Annotated in this window: 25 protein-coding genes; 24 read left to right on the top strand and 1 reads right to left on the bottom strand. The window is 66.4% G+C overall.

Annotated features, from left to right (window positions below):
- Positions 1-260: 260 nt before the first annotated feature.
- Genes J7E86_RS09840 through J7E86_RS09830 form a run of 3 tightly spaced genes read left to right on the top strand, consistent with a single transcriptional unit; the run spans position 261 to position 3,919 of the window.
- The gene (locus J7E86_RS09840; protein WP_308312535.1) at positions 261-1,472 is read left to right on the top strand and encodes a hypothetical protein; all 1,212 of its coding nucleotides are present in this window, start codon (positions 261-263) and stop codon (positions 1,470-1,472) included.
- A 30-nt stretch (positions 1,473-1,502) separates the two neighbouring features.
- Positions 1,503-2,984, top strand: coding sequence for a phage portal protein (locus J7E86_RS09835; protein ID WP_251018906.1), 1,482 nt, complete (start codon positions 1,503-1,505; stop codon positions 2,982-2,984).
- 53 nt (positions 2,985-3,037) lie between these two features.
- A complete protein-coding gene (locus J7E86_RS09830; RefSeq protein WP_215081174.1) occupies positions 3,038-3,919 on the top strand; it encodes an IS5 family transposase in 882 nt (293 codons plus the stop codon).
- 41 nt (positions 3,920-3,960) lie between these two features.
- Here the strand turns inward: J7E86_RS09830 and J7E86_RS09825 are convergent, their stop codons facing one another.
- Positions 3,961-4,314 (bottom strand): hypothetical protein, encoded by a 354-nt coding sequence (locus tag J7E86_RS09825; RefSeq protein ID WP_215081173.1) that lies wholly within the window; start codon positions 4,312-4,314, stop codon positions 3,961-3,963.
- A 218-nt stretch (positions 4,315-4,532) separates the two neighbouring features.
- On the opposite strand from J7E86_RS09825, the gene J7E86_RS09820 reads away from it, so the two are divergent.
- The 21 genes from J7E86_RS09820 (at position 4,533) to J7E86_RS09715 (ending at position 23,981) form a co-directional block, all read left to right on the top strand.
- Positions 4,533-5,066: a hypothetical protein gene (locus tag J7E86_RS09820; RefSeq protein ID WP_215081172.1), complete on the top strand. Its 534-nt coding sequence runs from the start codon at positions 4,533-4,535 to the stop codon at positions 5,064-5,066.
- Between the two features lie 17 nt (positions 5,067-5,083).
- Positions 5,084-6,193, top strand: coding sequence for a hypothetical protein (locus J7E86_RS09815; protein WP_215081171.1), 1,110 nt, complete (start codon positions 5,084-5,086; stop codon positions 6,191-6,193).
- A 3-nt stretch (positions 6,194-6,196) separates the two neighbouring features.
- Positions 6,197-6,541, top strand: a complete 345-nt coding sequence (locus J7E86_RS09810; protein ID WP_215081170.1) for a hypothetical protein — start codon at positions 6,197-6,199, stop codon at positions 6,539-6,541.
- Positions 6,538-6,870 carry a hypothetical protein gene (locus J7E86_RS09805; RefSeq protein ID WP_215081169.1) on the top strand — a complete coding sequence of 111 codons (333 nt, stop codon included), beginning with the start codon at positions 6,538-6,540 and terminating at the stop codon, positions 6,868-6,870. The genes J7E86_RS09810 and J7E86_RS09805 overlap by 4 nt, the downstream gene beginning before the upstream one ends.
- On the top strand, positions 6,870-7,229 hold the full coding sequence (locus J7E86_RS09800; RefSeq protein ID WP_215081168.1) for a hypothetical protein: 360 nt from the start codon (positions 6,870-6,872) through the stop codon (positions 7,227-7,229). Before J7E86_RS09805 ends, J7E86_RS09800 begins: the two co-directional genes overlap by 1 nt.
- Complete coding sequence (locus tag J7E86_RS09795; protein ID WP_215081167.1) at positions 7,226-7,609, top strand: hypothetical protein; 384 nt, start codon at positions 7,226-7,228, stop codon at positions 7,607-7,609. Before J7E86_RS09800 ends, J7E86_RS09795 begins: the two co-directional genes overlap by 4 nt.
- Positions 7,610-7,847: 238 nt before the next feature.
- Positions 7,848-8,585: a hypothetical protein gene (locus J7E86_RS09790; RefSeq protein ID WP_215081166.1), complete on the top strand. Its 738-nt coding sequence runs from the start codon at positions 7,848-7,850 to the stop codon at positions 8,583-8,585.
- A gap of 79 nt (positions 8,586-8,664) precedes the next feature.
- Entirely contained in the window at positions 8,665-8,946 is a 282-nt protein-coding gene (locus J7E86_RS09785) for a hypothetical protein (RefSeq protein WP_215081165.1), read from the top strand.
- Between the two features lie 137 nt (positions 8,947-9,083).
- Positions 9,084-9,350: a hypothetical protein gene (locus J7E86_RS09780; protein ID WP_251018904.1), complete on the top strand. Its 267-nt coding sequence runs from the start codon at positions 9,084-9,086 to the stop codon at positions 9,348-9,350.
- Between the two features lie 15 nt (positions 9,351-9,365).
- Complete coding sequence (locus J7E86_RS30900) at positions 9,366-15,143, top strand: transglycosylase SLT domain-containing protein (protein WP_251018903.1); 5,778 nt, start codon at positions 9,366-9,368, stop codon at positions 15,141-15,143.
- 92 nt (positions 15,144-15,235) lie between these two features.
- Positions 15,236-16,156 (top strand): phage tail domain-containing protein, encoded by a 921-nt coding sequence (locus J7E86_RS09765; RefSeq protein ID WP_215081164.1) that lies wholly within the window; start codon positions 15,236-15,238, stop codon positions 16,154-16,156.
- Between the two features lie 63 nt (positions 16,157-16,219).
- Positions 16,220-17,647: a siphovirus ReqiPepy6 Gp37-like family protein gene (locus J7E86_RS30895; RefSeq protein WP_251018914.1), complete on the top strand. Its 1,428-nt coding sequence runs from the start codon at positions 16,220-16,222 to the stop codon at positions 17,645-17,647.
- On the top strand, positions 17,648-18,718 hold the full coding sequence (locus tag J7E86_RS09755) for a hypothetical protein (protein WP_215081163.1): 1,071 nt from the start codon (positions 17,648-17,650) through the stop codon (positions 18,716-18,718).
- A gap of 8 nt (positions 18,719-18,726) precedes the next feature.
- Positions 18,727-19,500: a hypothetical protein gene (locus J7E86_RS09750; protein ID WP_215081162.1), complete on the top strand. Its 774-nt coding sequence runs from the start codon at positions 18,727-18,729 to the stop codon at positions 19,498-19,500.
- 13 nt (positions 19,501-19,513) lie between these two features.
- Positions 19,514-20,326: a hypothetical protein gene (locus J7E86_RS09745; RefSeq protein ID WP_215081161.1), complete on the top strand. Its 813-nt coding sequence runs from the start codon at positions 19,514-19,516 to the stop codon at positions 20,324-20,326.
- A gap of 51 nt (positions 20,327-20,377) precedes the next feature.
- Positions 20,378-20,908: a hypothetical protein gene (locus J7E86_RS09740; RefSeq protein ID WP_215081160.1), complete on the top strand. Its 531-nt coding sequence runs from the start codon at positions 20,378-20,380 to the stop codon at positions 20,906-20,908.
- 50 nt (positions 20,909-20,958) lie between these two features.
- A complete protein-coding gene (locus J7E86_RS09735; RefSeq protein WP_215081159.1) occupies positions 20,959-21,552 on the top strand; it encodes a hypothetical protein in 594 nt (197 codons plus the stop codon).
- Complete coding sequence (locus J7E86_RS09730; RefSeq protein WP_215081158.1) at positions 21,552-22,163, top strand: hypothetical protein; 612 nt, start codon at positions 21,552-21,554, stop codon at positions 22,161-22,163. Before J7E86_RS09735 ends, J7E86_RS09730 begins: the two co-directional genes overlap by 1 nt.
- Positions 22,160-22,429, top strand: coding sequence for a hypothetical protein (locus J7E86_RS09725; protein WP_251018902.1), 270 nt, complete (start codon positions 22,160-22,162; stop codon positions 22,427-22,429). Before J7E86_RS09730 ends, J7E86_RS09725 begins: the two co-directional genes overlap by 4 nt.
- A gap of 66 nt (positions 22,430-22,495) precedes the next feature.
- Positions 22,496-23,731: a LysM peptidoglycan-binding domain-containing protein gene (locus J7E86_RS09720; RefSeq protein WP_215081157.1), complete on the top strand. Its 1,236-nt coding sequence runs from the start codon at positions 22,496-22,498 to the stop codon at positions 23,729-23,731.
- Positions 23,721-23,981 carry a hypothetical protein gene (locus J7E86_RS09715; RefSeq protein ID WP_215081156.1) on the top strand — a complete coding sequence of 87 codons (261 nt, stop codon included), beginning with the start codon at positions 23,721-23,723 and terminating at the stop codon, positions 23,979-23,981. Before J7E86_RS09720 ends, J7E86_RS09715 begins: the two co-directional genes overlap by 11 nt.
- The last annotated feature ends 58 nt before the right edge of the window (positions 23,982-24,039 follow it).

Genomic DNA, 24,039 nt, shown 5'->3' with positions numbered 1-24,039 from the left:
ACAAATACGATTCCTCGCCCACTGGTTTTCTGTCGATGAGAACGGGAGGTGGGCCTACTCCTCGGGGTGCCTCCGGCGCTCCAAGGGGTGGTTAGTGGGGGAAGAGCCCGCTCCTAGCGGCCTTGTGCATTGTCGAGTTCATCGGCCCAGCGCGTTTCTCGCACTGGGCGGCCGAGGGCGAGGTCTGCGCGTCTTGCGGAGGGGTTCCGCACACTGGGCCAGCCCTGCACCCCGTCGGCAAGGCCGTGCCACTGCCGCTGGTGAACTTGGCCGCCACGTCGATCGACCAGACGGCAAACGTCTACGACGCGATCCGCGGCATGCTCGCCGAGAGTCCCGCCGAGCGCGAATTCGGACTCGACATCGGCAAGACGCTCGTCCAGTTCAAGAGCGGCAAACCCGGCTCGATCCGCCCGGTGACCGCCTCCAGCCGTGGGTTGGAAGGGGCGCGTCAGTCGTTCGTATGCCTAGACGAATCTCATCACCTTGTCGAGTCGAACCAGGGCATCCACGTATACGACGTCCTTGATCGCAACGTCCGCAAGACAGCTGGTGCCGGCTCCCGCTTGCTGGAGTCCACGAATGCCTACTCCCCGAGCGAAGGCAGCGTCGCCCAGCGGACCCACGAAGCGTTCCTCGCCGGGTCGAAGGGCCTGCTGTACGACTGCCTTGAGGCGCCGCCGGGCATCGACCTCAAGGACACCGAGGCGCTGCGCGCCGGCCTCGTCGAGGCGTACGGCGACTCGTCATGGGTCGACATCGACGCCCTGGTGGAGGCCATCCAGGACCCGCGGACCAGCGAGGCCAACGCGCGCCGGTTCTATCTGGACGAGATCTTCTCCTCCGACGGCACCTGGATGGACAAGGTCACCTGGGACGCATGCGCCGACGACGCCGACCCCATCATGCCCGGCGACCAGATCGCTATCGGTTTCGACGGATCCCTCCACCACGACAGCTCAGGCGTGGTGGGCTGTCGCCTCCGCGATGGAAAAACGTTCCTCCTCGGGCTGTGGGAGAACCCGGGGACGAAATCCGACTGGGAGGTCGACGTCCTCGGCGTCGAGGCCGCCATCAAGCGTGCCTTCGATACCTACCGGGTGGAGTGGGCCTACTGCGATCCCCCGTACTTCCAAGAGGCCATCGGCCGGTGGGCGCTCACTTACGGCGACGACCGGGTTTTCGAATACTGGACCAACCGCCCGACCCGCATGTGCGAGGCCATCGAGCGGTTCCATTCTGCCGCGGCGGTTGGCGACCTGAAGCACGACGGAGACCCGCACATCACCCGGCACGTGCTCAACGCCGTAACGCGAGAGGTCCCTCAAGGAATTCTCATCCAGAAGGATAGTCCACGATCCAAGCGCAAGATCGACCTAGCCGTATGTGCGGTTCTCGCTTTTGAGGCGCGGGCGGATGCCATCGCTGACGGTCGCTTGCATAAACCGCGCAGACGAGTTGTCGGGTTCTAGGTAAGGCCCCTCGCGCAAGAAAGGGGCTTCATGACCGTTGCTACGGACAGCGGGGCCGTCGGCCTCGGCTCCCGGCCGCAAACTCCGCAGCAGTGGATGGACTTCCTCTATTCCAAGCTCAGCTCGCGCGTCGGCCTCTACAAGAAGTTCGGTGCCTACTACGATGGCAATCATCAGCGGATGCTGTTCGCCCAGGCGAAGTACAAGAGGGAGTTCGCTGGCGTCTTCGAGCAGTGGAACGACAACTTTTGCGGGTTGATCGTAGACAGCGTCAACGAGCGCCTGGCCATTGACGGTTTCCGGATGACTGATGAGCCGGTGGCCGACAAGGAAGCGCGCGAAATCTGGCAGCGAAACTTCTTGGACGCCGAGTCCAACTCCGCCCACCTGGACGCAATGATCCAGGGCGCCTCCTACGCGGTGGTGTGGGCCGACGAGGACGGCGAGCCCGTCATCAGCATTGAGTCGGCAGAAACCACGGTTGTGCAGCACAAGGCGGGCAGCCGCCGACAGCTGGAGGCTGCGGCGAAATTCTTCTTCGATGACTGGGGGCGCGCGCACTGCACGCTGTGGCTCCCGGATCGCGTCCACAAGGGCACCCCCGAGGGGCTGAGCTTCACGCTCACCGAGTCGCAGAACAACCCCTTGGGTGTCGTTCCTGTCGTACCGATCTCGAATCGGGCGCGCCTGGTCGGCGATCCCGTGTCAGACCTGGCCACGGTGATTCCCCTGGCTGACGCGATCAACAAGGTCACCTCCGACGCGCTGGTGGCATCCGAATATGCGGCATGGCCACAACGGTGGGTCAGCGGCCTGGAGATCATCGAGGACTCGAATGGTGTCCCCATCGAGCCGTTTCAGGTTGCTGTGGACAAGCTTCTCCAGGCCGAGGACCCCAACACCAAGTGGGGCCAGTTCGAGGCAGCGAACCTTTCGAATTATGTGGACTTGGTCAACATGCTGGTGCAGCACATGGCGAGCATCAGCAGGATCCCTTTCCACTACTTCCTACTTAACGGCGGCCAGGCGCCCAGTGGTGAAGCCATCACTTCAGCCGAGGCCGGCCTCATTTCGAAGACACGAGAAAGAATGCTGCACTTCGGTGAGGCGTGGGAGCGAATCATGAGGCTCGCGTTTCTCGTCAAGCACGACAAGGAGCGCGCCGAAGCCTGGGGCGCCGAGGTTATATGGCGCGACCCGGAGAACCGCACGGAAGCCCAACACGTTGATGCCCTGCTGAAACTTCAGATGCTCAATGTGCCCAAACAGCAGCTTTGGTCGGACGCTGGCTATACCCCCCAGCAGATCGAGCGGTTCGACACCCTGCTGGAGGACGAAGCCCGGACCGAGATGGAACGGGCCGACCGCTACCAGACCCAGGCGGAGAAGGCGGCACTCCAGCCTCCTGCCGCTAAGGACCCGCAGGCCGAGAAGGCCGCCCGGAAGGCCCCGCAGGGCAACGCCGGCAACGCGGCCCGCAAGAGCCAGGCCGCATACACCAAGGCGGCCTAGGGGGTGTTTGACGGGTCGGTGACCGCCCGGGGGCATGGGTCGTTCTCAGCCGTGTGGGGCGGGGGGATTTGAGTGAGGCGGAGTGGGTCCGGTTGGAACCGCACCTGCCAGGGAATACGGGGCGGGGTGGGCGATGGAAGTGTCACCGCAAGGTGATCAACGGGATTCTGTTTCGGTTACGCACGGGGATTCCATGGCGGGACTTGCCGGCCCGGTTCGGCAAGTGGCAGACGGTGTACTGCCGCCATCGCCGGTGGTCGGCGGACGGTACCTGGGAGAAGGTCTTGCAGGGGCTTCAGGCTGTTGCCGATGCGGAGGGGCGGATCGACTGGTCCATGGTCGGTGTGGACTCGACCGTCCTGCGTGTACACCAGCACGCTGCCGGCGCCCGGACGTGCGCCCCGAAGGTCCCGGGTAAGCGGATCCGCCCCTCAGGGCATCGCCCGGACGAGGCGCTGGGGCGCTCCCGGGGTGGCCTGACGACGAAGATCCACCTGGCCAGTGAGGGCGGGCGCCGCCCGCTTGCCCTGCTGCTCACCCCGGGGCAGTGGGGTGACGGGCCGCAGATGATCCCGGTCCTCGACCGTATCCGAGTTCCCCGTCCAGGCGGAGGACGCCCGCGTACCCGTCCCGGCTGCTTGAGCGCCGATAAGGCATATTCGTCACGCCGTAACCGCCGCTACCTCCGCCGACGCCAGATCCGGCACGTCATTCCCGAGCGCCGCGACCAGCGGGCACACCGCCGACGCCGCGGCAGCGCGGGAGGCAGGCCCACCGGCTTCAACCGAGACCAGTACGCACGCAGGAACGAAGTCGAACGCACCATGAACGCCCTCAAAGGGAATCGGGCCGTAGCCACCCGATTCGACAAGCGCGCCTACGTCTTCCAGGGCACGGTCACGCTCGCCGCGATCCGGCTCTGGCTACGCCCGTGACCTGCCTGACGCCCTGGCCGTTCAGGACACCACGATCGGGATCAGTTGCCACCGCGGCCGAGGAGGCTGTGGAGGAGGCTGGGGACGATGCCACCGCCACCGCCACCGCCGCCGCCACCGCCGCCACCGCCACCGGGGCCGAGGAGGCCGTCGAGGAGGCCGCCACCGCCACCGGGGCCGACAAGGCTGTCGAGGAGGCTGGGGACGCTGCCGCCGCCACCGCCGCCGCCACCGGGGCCGCCACCGGGGCCGCCACCGGGGCCGCCACCGGGGCCGCCACCGGGGCCGAGGAGGCCGCCATCGGCGGCCTGAGCGGGAGTGGCCAGCACGATGCTTGCCAGCGCGAGAAGGACAGTTGCCGCGATAGCGGCGACGAACCGGCGAATGGTGCTCATGACATGCCTCCCAAAGGCGTGCGCCGTATCGGCACATGGGGTGGGATGGCAGCATTCCCAACCCCGCAGCCCCTCGCACCCACACGCAAAGGGCGCCCGGAAGCCTCCAGGGGCGTACAGAACCACCCGGGCGCCCAGTGCCTGACAGGCGAGTAACAGATCCATCAAACACGCCCTAGCTGCCGCATCTGATGCTCGAATCCTGAAGGGATGCCCTGATGTCCGACACCCAGGCCGCCACCGAGTCCGCTTCTGCGAAGCCTGCCGGCACGCCGGAGCTTGCCTCCCCGGAGGCGGAGATCCACTCCTGGCAATCGCGGTACGAGTCTCTGTCGCAGGAACTGAACACCTTCCGGCAGTCCAGCGCGGCGGATACGGAGGCCGCCGTGGAAGCCGCCCGCCAGGAAGCGCGGACCGCGGCCCTGACGGAGGTCAACAGCCAGCTCGTCCACGCGGAACTCCGTGCGCACGCCGCGGCGGCCGGCGTCGAGCTGCCCGGCGCGGACTTCCTTCGTCTCGATGCATTCGTAGGCGAGGACGGAGCGCCGGATACGGCGCGGATCGGGTCCTTTGTCTCCTCCCTCCCTGCTGCCAAGGCGGCTCCGGCATTCGCTCAGGGCCTGGGGCTCGGCCGCCAGGGAGGGCCGGCCGCGAGTCAGCTCGGCCGCGACGACCTTTCCCGCATGTCGACCGCTGAGATCAATGAGGCCCGCAAGGCGGGGAAGCTGAATGCCCTCCTTTTTAATGCCTAGCCCTTTTATGGAGATACATGGCTTTTGAGACACAGGCCGGGAACAATGTCGGAGCCGGCAAGCTCCAGACCACCAACGGCCATTTCATCCCGGAAATCTGGACGGCGCAGCTGCTCCAGGACCTTGAAGACAACCTGATCCTCGGCTCAGCCGAAATTACCAACAGGTCCTACGAGGGCGAGTTTCGGCGCGAAGGTGACGTCGTCCGCATCCCCCATTTCCTGGACACCGTCCAGGACAAGGGCCTGGTCAAGGCGTACGGCGAGATCGGCAGCACGGATCATGCGGCGCTCGAGTACATCAAGATGACCGTCGCCAAGGGCTCGAGCTTCCATATCGAAATCGACTCCCTCCACCAGCTCCAGACGAAGACTGGTGTGGATCTGATGTCCGAGCTGGTACGCCAGCGCGGTCGGCAGACTGCCGTCACGATCGACCGCGTCCTTGCTCAGACCATCACCGCGGCCATCGATGGCAAGGATCTCAACGGCGTCGAGCTGAAGGTGGACGGCACCCCTGTAGAGGGCCAGGCCCCCGGCCAGCTCCACGGCGAGATCGATGCGATCGGTTACAGCGACATCGGCGCTCGTGAGTCCGAGTACATCGGCCCGTACGACTACCTCGTGCGCATGCTGGAGAACCTGGACCTCAAGAACGCGCCCGACAGCCGTTACCTCTTCATCTCGCCGCGCCTGCGCTCCCTCATGCTTCGCGACCCGAAGTTCATTGATAGCTCGCACTTCGGCGGCGGTGCGGTCATGCCGTCCGGCGTCATCGGCACCATCTTGGGCGTGCCTGTCCGGGTGTCCAACACCCTGGGCAAGGAGCGGCCGGCCGAAAACAAGCTCGTTAAGGGCCGCCGCCACGACGCCCTGAACAGTGTCGACATGTTTATGGGTAGCACCGCGGCGACTTCGCTTGTCATCCCCTTCGCGGAGATGGCGGCCTACAAGCCGGAGAAGAGCTTCACGGATGCGATCAAGTCTCGGATCGTGTACGACGCCAAGGTCATTCGGCCCGAACAGTTGCTCGTCGCCACGGGCGTTGAGAAGGCCGTGAACGATCACAACGTGAAGGCCGACCAGAAGCGGCGCCTCACGCAGGCCGACGTCGCCCTGGCCGCGTAACCGTTGCCCGTCATACCCATCGACATCGCGGTGCGGCTCGGCCGGGACCTCGATCCCGGCGAGCGGCCCCGTGTCGAGGCATTCATCCACGACGCTACCGCGCTCGTGCAGGACTACTGCGGCTCCGGGTACCGCGACGAGGCGCCGGGCATTCGGGCCGTCATCTGCGCTGAGGTGATCCGGTGGCTGGCCATGCAGCCGGGCGTCCTGAGCGAGCGGACCGGGGACGTCGAGGTGACGTACGGCGCAGCGGCATCCGCCCAGTCCCTGTCGCCGGCCTCGCGCGCGGCACTGAAACGGTACCGCCCGAAGTTCGGCTCCATCCCGTTGACGAGGTGTGGTCCGTGATGCTCCCCGACCACGTCGAGGTGCACCGGGCGCCGTTGGTGGCCGCCGGCTACACGCGGAAACGTGACTGGGCGATGCCTCCTGAGCAGACGCAGGTCTGGGCAGGGCCAGCATCGGTCCAGCCCGACCGGAGCTTCGAAGTCCGCAGCCCGGCCAGGGAGACCGCGCAACGTCGGCTTCGCGTGTACTTGCCGCACAGCGTGGCGGTGGACTCCGCGGACCGGCTTCTGATCTCCGGCCGCTGGTACGAGGTGGACGGATTCCCCATGGTGTGGGGCTCGGGCAATCTGCGGCACGTCCGCGTCAACGCGTGGGAAGTGGAGCACTGATGGCTGCTGTCCGTGTGCGTCTCGAACTGAACAAGACATGGGAGCGAGAGGTGCTCCGGTCCCACGGTGTTCGGGACCTGGTCACCGTGCACACCGAGACGGTCAGGACCGTGGCCGTCGGGCTCGCACCGCGCGCCAGCATGGCGAAGAACGATTGGACCGCGATCAAGAACAACATCTCAACCGCCGTCGCCTTGGACGCGACCAGTTGGCGCGGCAACGTCGTGGTCGAGGAAGACCGCCGGGTCTTCCACGCGCTGTGGCAGGACCTCGACGGCGGCTGGCGAGACCGGAAGGGCGGCCGGCACCGCGGGAACAGGTTCCTCAAGCGCGCTCTGGAGCGGGCGAGGGCCGAGTGAGACGAGACCCGGTTGCCCTGCTGGTGGAGTATCTACAGACGGTCTCCGGCATCAGGGAGTACGTAACGGGGGACCTGGTCGGCCGTGAGCCCGGCGAGGTCACGATCTACCTGGAGCACAGCGGAGGGTTCCGGCGCGTCCGCAACCGGGCCGACCGCGCGGACATCGAGTACAGCGTCGTTCATCCCGACCGCAGCGAGGCCGTCGCCCTGGCGTACGCCCTGCGCGAGCAGCTGCTCGAACACGCCCCGGGAGCCGTCGTTCCCGGTGCCCAGTTCCTCGACGTGGCCGAGGTCAGCGCGCCCCGCTATCTGCCCGACCAGGTATCCCGGGAGCACGTGTACGGCGGCGAGGTCGCCCTCTTCTTCATAGAGGTCTGATGGCCTCTTACGCAGCCCCTTCTCGGGGGCTTTTTTTATTTCTCTAGCACCTGGAGTTCCCATAGCTGCTGACAAGCACGGCAATGACGCTGGCCGCATCCGATTCGCACCAGAGGGTGCGGTCTATTTCGCGTCGATCCCGAAGACCGGTCCGAAGCCGAACCCGCCGACCTCGTGCGGCGTCAAGGGCGTCACCCCTGACGGCTATACGCCCCTTGGGTTTGTTGACGAGGGCGGGGTGACCATCACCCCAGAAATTTCCAGCGACCCCGTCAAGGTTTGGCAGGCGGCGGTGCCGGTCCTGTACAACGTCAAGGAAGCAAGCTTTAAGGTCAAGGCCAGTTTTGTAGAGACGAACCTCTCTACGACCGAGCTTTTCTACGGTGCGAAGTGGGAGAAGGCCACCGAGAAGGACGGTAACGGCGGCTGGAAGGAGGTCCCCGGCACCTGGCGTCTGAACCTTTCGAGCACGCCTCAGCTTGAGGAGATCTCGCTGGTGGTCGACTGGGCCCAGGCGGACGTGCAGTACCGCGCCGTCATCGAGCGCGCGATGGTCGCCGACCGTGGTGCCATCCAGCTCCAGCGCCAGGAGTCCGGCAAGTACGAACTCACGATCGAGGCGCTGGACAGCAGCGGCCGGCTCGGTTACGTGCTCACCACGGACAACCTCAAGGAGAGCAGCGCGCCTCCGTCGAAGGTGGCTGCTGCCGAGCTTGAGACGGAGACCGCGGCGCCGGGCGACACCGTGTACGTGAGCCTGACCGGGTTCAAGCCCGGCACTCCGATCACCCTCACCACGGGCACCGAGAAGATCACAGCTACCGCCGGTCAGACCGACCCGCGCGGTGACGCCCGCATCGCCCTGTCCGTGACGAGTGACTGCCCGGCGGGCCGCTACGAGATCAAGGCCGGCGACGGCACGACCGAGGCCGCCGCAGGGGCGCTCGTCGTGGACGTCAAGCCCAAGACGGTCTAACCCGTCCCCGCCCCTGCCGGGGAGGGCTGCTTTCATCCCCGGCCCCTCTGCTTCTTCTCTTGCCTTCTGGAGTTCCACCATGACTGCTGCCACGCCCGCCACCGAGTCCGCCGCCAAGAAGGAGGCGAAGGACTCCCCCACCACGTTCGAGCACCACGACATCACGTTCACCGTCCCCGCACCGCTCAAGCTGCCCGTCGCCCTTCTGGAGGCTCAGGATGAGGTTGAGGCAGTCCGGCTGATCCTCGGCGCGGCCCAGTGGAAGACCTACCTGGCTCATGAGGACTCCACGCTCGGCGACTTCGCGGTTTTCGCTGACAAGGTGGCCCAGGCGGCGGGCCAGGCCGACTCGGGAAACTAATTCAAACCGTCCGCGTCATACAGCAGTACCCCGGCGAGCTTGAAGCGGATCTGCTGGAGCACTTCGGAATCGACCTGCTCGACGCATGGCGCGGACGGCTTTCCCTTCGTCGCATCAGTGTCCTGATCAAGGCACTGATGGGTAAGCCCGGCCAGTCTTCGCTGCTGGCGGTATTCGACAAGTCAGCTGTGTGGTCCGTGCAAGACCACCTGGCAGCACGCATCTCCGATGCACTGGAGCTGGCCAACTTCTTCTTCCTCAAGGCCAACTCCTCGGAGAGTGGCGATCTCACCCCACCGGAACCTATCCGGCGCCCGGGGCAACCCGAGCCAGAGAAGCCCGCACACAGCTTCGCATCGGGTGAGGAACTATCCGCATTTCTTGCGGACATGAACAACCTGTAAGGAGGCCCTGTGGCTATGAATAGGGCCCCCATCCGCGTGGGTTCCGGCTACGTCGAGATCTTGCCGCTGATCAGCCGCGAAGCGGTCGGTCGAATGCGCGCTGACCTCACCCGGCATATGGCGCAGGCCAGCCAGCAGGCCACTGCCACCGCCTCACGTACGGCCAAACAGGCCCGGCAGGCAGTGGAGAAGGAGGCGGTGGACTCCCGCGCGAAGCTCCGGCAGCTGGAGCGACACCTGACGAAGGTGCACGGCGAGGAGGCCGGCAAGCAGCTGCGGATGTTCCGCAATCTGCACAAGCAGCGCGAGCAGATGGAGGAGGGCACCAGTCGGGCCACCCGCCAGGCCATCAACGACGTGGTGCGCTCCAATCAGCAGGCGATACGGGAGCGCATGCGGGCTGCCCAGCAGCAGGCCCGCGAACAGGCCGCTGGCGAGCGGCAGGCCATGACGGACACCCGCCGCCGCATCGCCGCCGAGAAGGCGGAGGAGCGCGCGCTGGCCACCGAAGTCCGGCAGGTCAAGCGAGAGGTAGCGCAAGCCGCCCGGCAGGCCGCCGCCGAGCAGCGACAGGCCGAGCGGGAGCTGACCGCAGCCGCACGACAGCGCGCCGCCGAGGAACGCCTGGCGATCCAGACTCGAAAGGTCGCGCTCCAGGAGGAGCTGCGCCAGTTGGCGCTCCAGCGCCGCGAGTACGCCGATACCGTCGCCAGCAATCGGGCTCAGGTCCGGGCGTTCGTCCGGGAGTCCGGCACGGCTACCAAGACGGCGGGCGAACACTGGAAGTCGCTGTCACAGCGGACCGAGACGTTCGGCACCAACGTCGAGCAGATCGGCCGGACGCTCACGCAGAACCTCGTGATGCCGCTGGCTGCTGCCGCCGGCTACATGACGAAGATCGGATCACAGTCCGCCGATATGCAGTTTCTGGCCTCTCGGGGCCTGGAGCGTGCTGGCTTCGACAACAAGGAAGTCTCGGCGTCTATCAAGTCCATTCAGGACTTCGCAGTTAAGACCCCATTCAGCCTTGAAGACATGACGGATAAATTCCAGCAGCTGACGCGGAATTTTCAGTCTTACGGCAACACCAGCTCGGAGTCCTTGCAGAAGTCCGAGAAGTTGATCCGCGGGATCGCGGACTTCGCCGCCTCGTACGGCGTCATGGACCCGGGGCGTGTGAAGAGCGCCATGTATTCGGCGGACATGATGATGGACATGTCGAAGCTGAACACACGCTCGTTGAAGCAGTTCAGCCGGGGCACTGGCATCCCCATCAACGAACTCGCAAAAATGGCGGGTTTCAAGGTCGAGTCCGATGATGACGAGGACACCGAAGCGAAGGAGTTCCTGACCAAGGTCCAGGAACGTGGCGCCGGCGTTTCCTCGAAGAGCTTCTTCGAAAACTTCCTTAAGGCATACGACACCCGGAAGGGTGTCAAGGGCACGGCTGAGAATCTGGGCACCGGCTCCATCGGCGGCCTCCTTCAGTCCGTCAAGGAGAAGGCGCAGCTCAATACCGGCAAGCTCTTCGGAGACTTCGACCCGGAAACAGGTCGATTTGAATGGACCGAGCTGGGAGACAGCGTTCTCAAGCTCATCGACCGTGTGGACGGGGTGCTGTCCGATGATGACTTCCAGGAGCTGTCTGGCGGCCTGATCCGCAATTTCGTCAAGTCCCTCCACTACTTGGTCACGGGGTTCGAGTGGACGGCGGAGTTTCTTAACGACAACCCCGAGCTCAAGGCCGTCATCGTCAAGGTGGCCAAGGTAGCCGCAGTCCTTGGTCCGCTGTCGATCGCGATTGGCATGGCGACCAAGACGTTCGGCAAGGTCGGCAAGGCGTTCAGCCCGCTGTTCAAGATGGTCGGTGGTCTGGCGAAGGGCACGCGCGGCGTCGCCCGCACGGCAAACCAGACCCTCGCGGGTACGCGGGCCGGCCGGGGCAACTACCTGTCGACTTACCGGGAGCGGCGCGCCGACTACCACGGCGACGACCGTTCCTTGGCTCGTCGCGGGGTCGACCGGGCCCGTGGTCAGGACAGCCGCACAGAGGCGCTGCGCCTGAACACCGAGCAGGCCGAGGCGGCGCTGCGCGAGGTGGACCGGAAGATTGAGACGGTCAAGGCGGCGGTACGGGCGCTGAACGAACTACGGCTGGCCAACCTCGCGAACGAGCTGGGCGGTGAGTTCGGCACGTCGGTGAAGGCCGGCGCCCGCGACGCCGACCAGAAGATCGAGAGCGCGCAGCGCAGCGTTCAGCAGCTGAACCAGGCCGGGCTGGGAGAACTTTCTGCCAAGTTCCAGGCCCTTGCCGGGCGAGCGGACGAGTCCGAGCGGCACGTGCACCAAGTGCACGACGCCGTCAGGCAGCTCAACGACGGCAAGCTGGGCCTGGTCCGCCAGCAGTTCGAGTATCTGAAAGACAAGGCGGACACGGCCTACCGGCACGCCGGAAACGTCTCCTCTGAGATCAAAGAGATCAACGGGCGCAGCCTTGCCGCTGTTCGGGAGCGGTTCTCCGGCTCCCTGAGTCCGGCGATCAAGGGCTCGTACGGGCACGCCAAGGACCTCAACGAGAAGATCAAGGACGTCAACAGCCGCGGCTTGGGTCAGGTCACTTCCCGGGTCCGCACGCTCGCCGATGCCCTGGACAAGGCGGAGAAGAAGGCCGGCGGCCTAGAAACTAAGATCATCGCTGTCAACGTCGCCAACGGCGGCGGAGGCGGCGGTTCCGGGGGCGGCGGGAAGAAGTCGCGGCCGAGCCGTCACGCGATGGGCGGCGTGCTGCCCGGCTACGCCCCCGGGGTGGACAGTATCCCGGCGGTGCTGAGCCCCGGTGAGGCGATCCTCCGCCCGGAGGTGGCTCACCACCTGGGCGCGGACACGATCAACCGGTGGAACGCTGCCGCAGCCCGCGGCCGTCTCACCCGACACGCCAAGGGCACTGCGGGCAAGGGCACGCCCAAGGGGGGCCCCTGGCCGCTGAGCATCCTCGATGATCTGTGGTCCAGCATCAACATGGGCCCCGCCGTGGGAGCTTTCGACGGCGGCCTCCTGATGTCTCGGGCCGGTTCCGGTGTCGGCGCTGACACCGGTCAGAACCTCCGCGCATGGGGCGCCCGGCAAGGCGGTGACGCGGCAGGCCGCAGCGCGCTGAACCGGCTCACCAATCTGCGCGGCTTCATCACCGACCGAATACCGGACCTCCTTCGCGCAGCCCCCACCGGTGTGGGTCAGCTCGTCGGCTTGGTCGCTGGCGCCGTCGCACCGACCGCCGGGCAGCACGCGTGGGACGACATCTGGAAGGGCGAGGGCAATATTGCCCAGCGCGGCCAGACATTCACGGACCACATGCTCAACCCGGGGTCCATCTGGAAGATGATTCAAGATCTCTTCGGCGGTCTCTATGAGACGGCGAAAGAGATCGGGTCGCTCGCCAAGAAGATCGCGACTGATGGGCCCGGCAAGGTCCTGGGCGAGGGCATCGATGCCCTGCGCACCATGTTCACTGAGATGATCAGCGGCGTCCAGGAAACCATCCAGGCCGTCCAGGACATCGCTTCGAACCCGGGCGAGTTCGCAGCCGAGGTCTTCGACTCCTTCTGGGACCGGGCACGCGAAGCGATGCCCAACACCCAGGGTCTGTTCGACTTTGCCGATGGCGGGATCGTCCCGGGCTACCGCCCCGGCCGCGACATCGTCCACGCGCGGCTGAGCCCCGGTGAAGCCGTTCTGCGACCCGAGGCAGTCCGGGCTCTCGGACATCAGGCCGTTCACGGTCTCAATCGCGGAGCCAAGTACGGCACCCTCAGCCGGTCCTCCGGCGAGGGCCAGGTCCAGGACGACGTGACGCCGGTCCCGGACGCGGAAGCTGTCGAGGCTGCAGCGCAGCGCATCCGCGCCGCGCTGGAGGCCATGACCAAGGCGGTCGCCGAGCACCAGGCGGCAGCCGGATCCTCGTGGAACGCGGTCTCCTCCGCCGTCCGCTCCACCATCGACGGCGAGATCCGGCCCGCGCAGCAGCGGTGGGCACAGCACCTTGCTGGCCCGCTCACCTCCGCTGAGCGCACCTTCCAGACGGCTCATGAGGGGGTCTGGTCTGCTGTACAGGGCCGCGTGTCCGCGGCGACCTCGAGCAGCCTGGGGCAGTTCACCCGCCTCCAGACCGGGCTGGGTACGCTCCAGGGCGTCTTCGAGTCCTCCTCGTCGGCGATCCGCAGCTCGTGGTCATCGTCCATGGCCGCGGTGGACGCCTCCACCCGGTCCACGATCCGGGGCCCGTACAACTCCGCCATGGTGCCGATGCTCGGTGCCATGGCCAAGCTCGCCGGGGCTGACGCGCCCCTGACCGAGTTGCACTTCGCAACCGGTGGCGTGGTGCCCGGGTACGCCCCGGGGATTGACCGGGTGCCGGCGGTGCTGAGCCCTGGCGAGGGCGTTCTTCGCCCGGAGGTCGTACGCGCCCTGGGTGTGCAGACCATTCACGATTGGAACGCTGCGGCCCGCAAAGGCGGAAACGTTTTTGCCAACGGCGGCGTCGTCAGCGGCGGCGCCTGGGTCGAGAAGCACAAGGACGAGCCGTACGCCGGTTACGAGGAGGCGATCGGCCGAGGCTGGTCCGCGGTGGTCGAGCCGGAGCTGAAGCACATCGCTTCCTCCCTCGCGGCCGTCGGCCGGCTGTCGGCCGACGACTTCCGCAAGACACAGCCATGGGCGAAGGCGTGGGGCAAGTACCTGGACGACCACCAGGGCGGTGGCGGAAGGGTCGCGGAGATCGCCCGGCGTGAGTTCGCGAACGAGGCTCCTGCGGTCGGCGGCTCGAAGTACACCAATGGTGCTGTCGAAGCGTGGTGCGCGGATTTCGTGAGTTTCGTGGTTGACCAGGCCGGGGCCAACGCTGCCTATGGTGGCTCGCCGCATGGCGCTCCGGCCAATCGGTGGCCGGCGGTCGCTCAGTGGAACGCGGCCATGCAACACGTCCCTGTCTCGTCCGCTCGTCCCGGTGACCTGCTCACCTACGGCGGGGACAGCCACATCAACATCATGGTGGGCCCCGACGAGACGATCGGCGGCAACGAGTCCAACTCGCTGAAGCACACCCGGGGGTACAACCGCAGCGCCACCGCGGCACTGCGCCCGAAGGGCGGGGTCGCCGACTCCAATGGGCCGTCGTTCAACCCCTGGCCCGGCAGCATCCCCAAGTCTCTCTTCGACGGCGGCGGGGGTGTCGGGTCCGGACAGCTCACCGCGTGGATTCAGGCGGCGATGCAAGCCACCGGAGTCTCCGGCGGCGCCTGGTTGCGTGGTCTGGTCACGCTGGTCATGCGGGAGTCCAGCGGCGACCCCCTCGCGGTGAATAACTGGGACAGCAACGCGGCCTCGGGTACCCATTCCAAGGGGGTGGGTCAGGTGATCGACCCGACGTTCCGGGCCTACCATCAGTCGGGTACGAGCTGGGACATTTTCGACCCGATAGCGAATCTCAGTTCCGTGATCAATTACATCCGGGACCGCTACGGCGACATTTCCAAGGTCCAGCAGGCGAATCCCAATTTGCCGCCAAAGGGTTATTGGACGGGTACTCGGTCGGCGTCCGCCGGCCTGGCCCTGGTGGGTGAGCGCGGCCCGGAACTGGTCGACTTCCGCGGGGGCGAGCGCGTCTACAACAACCGCGACTCACAGGACCTTCTCACTCCTCGCTACGAGATCCACATCCATGAGGCATGGTCCGAGGACACCACGCAAGCGGTGCTCCGAGCGATGCGCTACGCGGAGGCAATGTCCGCACACTGATCGAAAGAAGGTGATCCTTCCTGCCCATCCCGGCAAGTTGGGACTTCCAGACGGAGCAGCCCCCGCTGCTCCCGCCGAGTCCACCCCAGCCGATGAGCTGGGGGCACACCTACGTCTCGATCACAGGCGGGGCCGGTGAGGGGGAGATCCCTCTCACCGGCTTCTCCGGCCGCCACTGGCCGGGCATCTTCATGCAGGCCGGCGCCACCGGCCTCGACATGCCGCCGCACGAGGTGAACTACGACGTCAGCCCCAACCTGGACGGCAGCTCGTTCAGGTCCTCCCGGGTCGCCGCCCGGGAAATCATGATCCCTCTCTTCCTCTACGGGATCGACCGGTACTCCGTCCGGCAACTCAAGCGGAAGCTGATACGCACCCTCAACCCGAACAACGGGCCGTGCACCCTGCGCGTCCAGGAGTCGGGCCAGCCTCCCCGCTACCTGACCTGCTACTACAAGGGCGGCCTGGAGGGCAACGAGGGCGAGGACAGTGCGGGGTTCCGCTGGCAGCGGTACGGCATACAGCTCACCGCGCCCGACCCTTATTACTACGGCGACGACTTCCATGTCGCGCAGTGGTCTTTCGGCGGCGGCCAGCCACTCCTGGGCAACTCCGCGCCGCTCTTCCCACTCAAGCTCAGCGCCGGCCTGGTCTCCGACGCAGCCCTTCCGGTGCTGAATCCCGGCGATGCCGCCGCATGGCCTGTCTGGGAGATCAGAGGCCCCGTACGGTCCTTCACTCTCGCCTGCGGCGGCCAGTCTTTCGGCATCACCGGCCCCGGCCCCGGCTCCGGCGAAGTCGTCCCCGGCGGCCGGACCCTGCGCATCGACACCCGACCGGGCGTGAAGACCGTCCGAGACGACCTCGGCCGCAACCTTTGGCCGGCCCTCGATCCGAACCCGGCGCTGTGGGCGCTGCCCGCCGGGGCCTCGCGCATCAGTGTGCAGCTGGTGCCCGGCAGTGGCTCTGCCGCGCTGACGATGACGATCAAACCCCGCTACGAAAGCTACTGACCCTTTGGCATACCGCGTATTTGTCCGTGACCGAAACCTGAATCTTGTCGGGGAGCTGGACTCCTGGATCAAGCTGGATTTACTGTCCGCTTTTGCCAGCAAGGCTCCTGGCAGCTCCTCGTAAAGGCCGGCACCGACCAGGCCGAGCTGCTCCAGCGCGGCGGAGGCATCGCCGTCTACCAGGATGGCGTCCCCGCCCCGGTTTTCACCGGCCAGGTCGAGATGTTCCAGAAGTACTGGACCAACGCCCAGCACACCGGCCCGGGGAGCCTCTACATCGGCGGGAAGTGCGATAACAAGATCCCGTACGGCTACCTCGCCTTCCCCGCGGTCAAGGGAGCCGGAAGTAATCAGACGACCCTGCTTCCCGTGTCGGAGCAGTGGAAGGGACAGGATTCCCGCCCGGCAGGCGGCCCGGCTGGTCAGGCCCTGTGGTCCGAGTGCGATCTTGCCTTCGGCAGCCGTGCCCTGTCTGACCGGAAGGTCGAAGGCGTCGACGTCGGGCCGCTCCCGAAGATCGGCGACGACGTCAACGGCACCCTCCGCTATGACAACCTCGGCACGACCTTCGAAAAGTGGTGCACGGACAAGAACGTCGGCTACCGCTTTCTGTGGAATCCCGCTCGCAAGAAGATCGAGCTGGCCGTCTTCGAGCCCCGGGACCTGTCGCGGAACGTCCGCTTCTCCAAAGAGCTGGGCAATCTCCGCGAGGTCGTCTGGACTCTGACCGCTCCGCGCGTAACTCGCGCCATCGTCGCCTGTCAGGGACAGGGGGCGGAACGGTACCTCTACCAGCAGATCGACGCCGAGGGCGAGCAGCAGTGGGGCTTGGTGATGGAACAGTTCGTTGACCGCCGCGATATCCCGCTGCGGACCACCGCCCGCGGCGAGCCCGAGCTGGTGTTGCGTAAGAACTCCGACGGCAGCGAGGAACTGGGCACCGGACCGGACGGGACGGAGTGGACTCCGGCCCTGGCAGCGGCGAAGAAGGCCGTGGCAGATGCGCAGACGCAAGCAGCGGGCGCGGAAACCGCACTGCGGGAAGCGAAAACGGATGACGAGAAGGCCAAGGCCGCTCAGCTCAAGACGGCTGCAACCGCCGCCAGCAACGCCGCAGCCCTGAGCCTGATGAACGCCTCCGAAGGCGCGAAGAAGGTCATGCTGGCCCACTACGTGAAGACCGCCCAGGATGCCGCCACGGCCACTCTCAAGGAAGGCGAGAAGGCCGGTAATTTTCAGATCTACCCCATTGATACGGATCAAGTTCGTTTCGGGGTGGATTACTTCGTGGGCGACAAGATCACCGTGGCGATCGATGGGCAGGAATACAGCGACATCGTCCGCGAGGTCAACATCACCGTCGAGGACGGCGGCCGGACCCAGTCCGTGACACCGAAGATCGGCCAGCAGGGCATGGGCGACCCGTTGAACCTCTACAAGACCGTATTCGAAATGCGGGAAAGACTGCGCAAGCTCGAATCGAGGATGTAATTGGCAGAGATCAGCTTCCCCTTCAACCAGGACAACGATCGGGGCGGCCGGCAAGCCGTCGGCCAGGGTGACTGGCAAGCGATGGCGCAGATGTGGGGCGGCGACCGAGTCGCCGCCAAGCTCACCGGCAACTCCTATACCGGAGCAGCACTGCCCTTCGCCATCAAGGTCATCGGGGACCGCACCGTGGAAGTCTCCCCCGGGGAAGCGTGGGTCGGTGGATTCTTCTACCGGCTCGATGCCCCGATCTCCTTCGACATCGGCGCCAACTTCGACCCTGCGAAAGACCGAAGGGACACCGTCGTCCTGCGTGCCGACATCCCCCGCGGATCGGTGAACATGGCCGTCGTCCAGGGCCAGCCGTCGGCGAACCCCATCGCAGTGCAGCCTCAACGGAAGCCGGGGCAGGAGTGGGAGCTGGTCATCCACGAGCTGAAGGTGCCTCGCGGCAACGGCCGCGTCGAGCCCTTCAACCGGGCTCCCTTCGACATGCCGACGCCGGTCGCGTTCCCGTGGAACGCCGGAGACTCGGCGAACTTCGTGCCCCCCGGCACCTTCGTGTACGACCTCGACTCCGACGCCCGTCATGGGCAGCAGGAGCTGTTCCGCGGCCGTGACGGGCTCGTACCGTCGATGACGCTGGGCAAGTCATTCACGTACACGCCTCAGCTCATCAACGCCTCCAGCGACCCCAAGGGTTTGGTCTGCCGTGGCCGCTGGCGCTGGATCGCACCGAATACCGCGTGGTTCTCAGTGGACTACCGCAACGACTCCGACGCGGAGATCCGCACCCGGCAGGATGCCCTGTCCTTCCAGCTCCCGGTACCCCTCAACGGAGCCACTGGCCAGGCGTTCACCGGCTACTTGCTCAACATCGACGAACGATCGGGGCTGCCCAACATGGCCGGTCTCACCGGCATGGCGTGGGCTGGTCAGCGCGGCCAGACCGTACGCATCCTCAGCCAGTCCGCAAACAGTCTCCGCGACGGTCTCGACTATCTCCTCGTTTTCCCACCCCGCGCGAGCATCGTATTCAGCGGCATTTTCGAGGCCAACCAGTTCAACGAGTAAGGAGGCGCATGGAGCGCAACATGTTCGGCGGCTCGGCCGCTGATGTCGCCGAGGACGTTGACGGCCGGCGGGTATCTGGGGCCCCGGTGACGATCTGGGACGGTCCGTCCGACACAGCGGCCCGGGTCATGGACCTCCAGGACGCGGACGGCGCCGTGCTCGACAGTGGCACTCTGGTCGCCGACCAGCACGGCTACCTGCCCTCATTCTTCGGCCCGCCCGGTGTGGAGCGGCTGTGGGCGGACTCCGGGGTCCGCCGAGTGGAATTGATCCCCGTCAACCTGGGCATCCGGCTAAGGCGGCATACCGAGCTGGACCCCGACCCGCACCGGGCACGGGAGTACGCGGACGGCAAGTTCGCCCAGGCAGTCCGGCTCAACGGGGCGAACCAGGCCGCCACCGCGACGACGGACCCCTGGGTCGCCGTCGAGGCGGCCGACGGCTCCGGCGACGTGATCCGTGTGACGCGGGCCGGCACCCTCGGCACGAACATCAAGGGCAACGGCACGTTGTACCTGAACCCCTTCACGGACAACTCGCCGCTGGTGATCAACACGACGCCGCTCAGTGACAGCCGCCCTGCTGTCTCCGTCTCCAGCAACGGACCAGGTACCAGCCCCTGCTTCCGCGTCTACAAGACAGGACTCGTCCGTACCGCCGGACCGATCGAGGCCGGCGGCCCGGTCAGCGCCCCGAACGTGGGCGCGGCCCGCCTGTTCAGCGGGCCAACGCCTCCGTCGAATCCACAGCCGGGCGATGTGTGGGTGCCGTATGCCGCGTAAGTACAACCCCGTGATGACCTGGGACGGTAAAGGCTGGGTTGAAGTCGTCCAGAAGGTCTGGGACGGCAAATCCTGGGTGGAGAAGCCTTCAGCCCGCTACTGGGACGGCCAGGAGTGGATGAACAGCCCGCCGGAAGCCCGGGAGTTCGCCACGTACGCCGGTAGCAACTCCGGCTCCGTCTCCGCCAAGCAGTACGCCACCCTCGGGCTGCCGCCCGGTGCGCGGGTCAACGATTACATCGTCAGCATCTGCGCGAGTATGAGCGGCCTGCCGCGGCTGCTATCCCCTGCTGGGCACGTGCCACAAGTCATGGGCGGCAGCCCGGACGAGATCTCCCTTGCCGTCGCATGCTGGCCGTACACCGGCAATGAAGATCAGGTCCTGTGGGACCTCGGCGCCTCTCCCCAGGCCAAGCTGATCAACCTTGCGTACCGGAGCGGTGACGTCACCCAGCAGTCGCTCACCCCGGTCAGCGACATGCAGGTGTACAAAGCAGTGGACAAAGTCCCGCTCATGCCCTCACGGGACTTCGTGAGCGTTTTCGTGGCGCTGACGGCCTCCCGTGAGGTCAGCAGCTACCGCTGGCCCGAAGGGCTGATTCCCCGTGAGACCGCCCTGGGCCGCTTCGGCTCGTACGAGATCAGCGTCTTGACCGCCGAGACCCCTGGCGCGGGCGCCTCCGCAGGAACGCTCAGCCTCAACACTCCAGTGGACACTGCCGGCCTCTACCTCGTGACCATTCCCGGCCGCTCAGACGGCCACCCGACCTGGATTCTGGGCGACGACAACGCGTCGGTGCTCGGCGTCAGCACCTACCTGGGGTGATACGCAATCGAGATCAACACCTGGGGGCAGGGCCCGGTGTCCCCCGAGGACATGAACACGCACGTCCGCGACGTGCTCACTCTGCTCTCGAACCCGCCCGGCTGCCGCAGAGCGGGCAAGCTGTCCGGCAGCAAGGACGCCGGAACCTGGGCCGTGCTGACCCTGGAACCCCCAGGCCAGAGCTACGGCCGGGAGCACTCCTACGACACGACCGGCAGCACGATGTCCGACTCATCCATTCGCGTCACCGCTCCCCGCGACGGGCTCTACGAGGTCAACGCCGGCGCGGTCATCGGCTCATACCAGACCGACGGCAAGATCGGCTACGCCCGCGTCGCCATCGCCAAGGGCCTGTCCGAGGGCGCGCAGTTCGAGACCACCGCGTTCTTGAAGTTCGGATGCCACCGCATCCGCAACTCCCACCGCTCCGGCACCGGCACCGCGACGATCCCCCTGCGTACCGGCGAGTGGATCGCACTCGCCGGCTATGCCGAAGGCGCGGCCTGGATGTTCTCCGACGACAAGGAGAACGCCTCGGCCGCCACATACCTCGAGATGCGATGGGTGGGTGAGCTTCCCTGATCCCGACGAGTGCCACGTGGGCCCGACGCGAGGTCCTCACCGCCGCCATGATGAACGCCCGTATCCGCGACCCGCACCGGTTCCTGTACCGGTCGCCCTCGTGCTGGGCTACCGCCCGGCAGCGCGGCACGCACAAGGACAGCTCGGTGAACTGGGCGCCGGCTGACGCCCTCGACTCCGGCAAGCTCCCCGCTAGCCGGTGGGTCACGTTCGCGTGGTACCTGCCCGGCCAAGGTCTACAGCCCTCCGCGGAGTTCGACAGCGCCAACCTTGTACAGCCCGGCGCGACCGCTGGGAGAACACCGTACGCACTGCGTCTGACGGCGCCCGAGGACGGCCGGTACAGCGTCGCCTTCGGGGGCGTCATCGACACGCCCAACACGACGCCGCTGAACATGCACGTCAAGCTCGGCAAGAACGTCACAGACGACTCGCTGTGGACCGATGCCGCCCACGTAATCGCATCGTCCTCACCAGGCCGCTCCAACGGCAGCCGGGGCTACGGCTCCATCGCCGCGACGGTCCGCCTGAAGAAGGGCGAGTCCGTGAGCGCGGCCGGCATCTCCGACCAGCCATTCCTGCTGGGCAACAAGACATTGCCGGGCCGGTCGTTCTTCTCGATGCGGTGGGTGGGGAGGTACTGATGAACGCACCCGCGATTGAAGACTGGGCCTCTCGCGATCTCGCGGACCCGGCCATGATGAACCGACGCGTCCGGGACGTCCACAGCCACCTGGTGAGGCCGCCGGCGGTGCGGGTTATCGGTGTGGAATGGCTGGCTCGCAAGGGCAGCTACACCCATTTGCCCTGCTACCCCGTCGGGAAGCAGCCTGCGGGAATCGCATACGAGACCCGCTCGGGCATGACGCCGACGAACAGTGCAGGCAACGTGGTCGGCCTCGTAGCACCGATCGACGGCCGCTACCGATACACCATCGGCGGAAACGTCTCCCCGGGGCTCCAGTCCGCGGGCGCCGACCAGGTCCACATGATGTGGCTCGACATCGCCGTCCTGCCGTCTGCTGACTTCAACACCAGCTCTGTGGGCAACAACGCCTTCACCACCGGAAGCCTCTCCTCATGGACGGCGTACAGCAACTGCGGCACGGTCACCGTCGAAGTACCCATGCGCGCAGGCGAGTTCATCAGTTGTGTGGCCCATACCCCGGACCTTGCCGGTATCGGCTGGGCTGACGCCCGCTTCCACACCACTGCCTGCTTCCAGGAACTGCGATGGATAGGTGAAGTTCCATGAACACGTCCGTGATCCTGAACCTCTTCGGGATCATCAGCATCGTCATCGGCGGGTACGTCGTCGTCCGCGCCGCCAAGGAGGTGCGGACCGCCGAGGTCTGGAAGTCCGAGGCCGAGGCCCAGAAGGCAAGGGCGGACCGGCTTCAGGACGACCTGACGGAGATCAAACTGCGGCTGGGCCGCATCGAGGCCGAGAACGGCCGGCTGATCGAGCTGCTGACCGCGCTTGATCCGGCCCGCGTCGCAGCCCTCCGCACACCTCGCTGAATGAATTAATACCTCATGGAGGGCCCGCTTCGGCGGGCCTTTTTCATGCCACCGAAAGGAGTGCCCTTGGCATCGACAGCAGCGTCCATGGTCAACCTGGCCCTGACCCAGGTCGGCTACAAGGAAGGCGCCAACAACTACAACAAGTACGCGGAGCAGACCCCAGGTATCCAGGTCGACTGGGCGATTTACGGGCCCTGGTGTCAGTCGTTCATTTCGTGGCTGGCATGGAAGACCGACAACCGCGACATCATCCCGGCCACCGCCTCCTGCTCAGTGTGCACCGATTACTACAAGCAGCGCAGCGCCTTCAACCGCAGTCCGCGCGTCGGCTCGCTCGCCATGTTCGGCTCCGAAGGCGGAACTCACGTCGAGCTGGTGATCGGCGTGTTCAACGGCGGCCGGGACATCGAGGTCGTGGGCGGCAACACCCGGGAATACCCGGCGCCGAACGGCGACGGCGTCTACCGCAAGACCTACCGCAACTGGGCCTCGACGACCCGCATCCTCGGCTTCGGTCACCCCGCCTACTCGGGTGCTGGCGTCGTCCACGACAGCGGCGGTTCCTCAGGCAAGTACAAGATCAAGGCAGGGCAGACGCTGGGCGGTATCGCCGCCGTTCTGGGCGTCACTCTCGCTTCCCTGCTGGCGGCCAACCCTCAAATCTCCGATCCTGACCACGTCCAGGAGGGCCAGGAGGTCACCGTCCCGGCGAAGCCCAGTGAGAAGCCGAAGCCTCCGGCCAAGGACAGCGACGAGACGTCCACGCCTTCGCCGGCCCCTGAGCCCGAGAGCGCGACAGGCACGTACACGGTGCGGTCCGGGGACTCCCTCAGCGCAGTCGCTCGCGCGCACGGCATGTCGCTCGCCCGGCTCCTGGCCCTCAACCCCGGCATCACGGACCCCGACGTAATCGCGGCCGGCCAGGCGCTGAAGGTGACAGGCACACCCCGGCCAGTGCCTTCGACCGGCGACAGCGGCAGGTCGAAGACGCCCCCGCCGAAGCCCGCGCCCAGGCCGGGTCCGGCGAAGCCAGGTGCCGACTGGACGGAGAGGTTCGACCGGATCGACCAGGAGCTGCGGGAGGTCAAGGGCGAACTGAGCAAGATCAAGGACCGGGTCAAGGGCAACCCCGAGCCGAAGCAGCCCGAGCCGCACAAGCCCGTGGAGCCCCCGGCCCCGACCAAGCCCACGAAGCCGGAGCCCGTACGGCCGGTCATGCCTGACGTCTCCAAGCCCACCGACATCCCGGTCGTCCCCCAGCAGGTCATCCCCACCCCGGAGGTAAAGAGTGCTGCGTAACCACCCGGTCCGGCTGACCTCGTACGCCGCTGCCGTCGTCCCACTGCTCCTCGCTCGCTGGCCGGGCGTGGACTGGTACACCCTCGCGGGCCTGGTGCTCGCGATAGTAGGTGCCGGCGAAGCCGCGCAGCGGTTCGAGGATTCGAAGACCGGGGCCGCCGAGGACCAGGCGTCGCCGTGGGAGGAGGCCGCAGCACGTCAGCGGCTGCTCGCCCAGAAGGAAACCGCCCCGACGCCAACGAACGGCTGATCTCTCGACAGGGAAAATGCCCCTCACCATTCCGCACGGAAAGGTGAGGGGCATTTTT

This window comes from Streptomyces sp. ISL-11, from assembly GCF_018614525.1.
Classification (GTDB): domain Bacteria; phylum Actinomycetota; class Actinomycetes; order Streptomycetales; family Streptomycetaceae; genus Streptomyces.
Note: the sequence above shows the minus strand (reverse complement) of the source record. Positions and strands in the feature narration are given on the sequence as shown.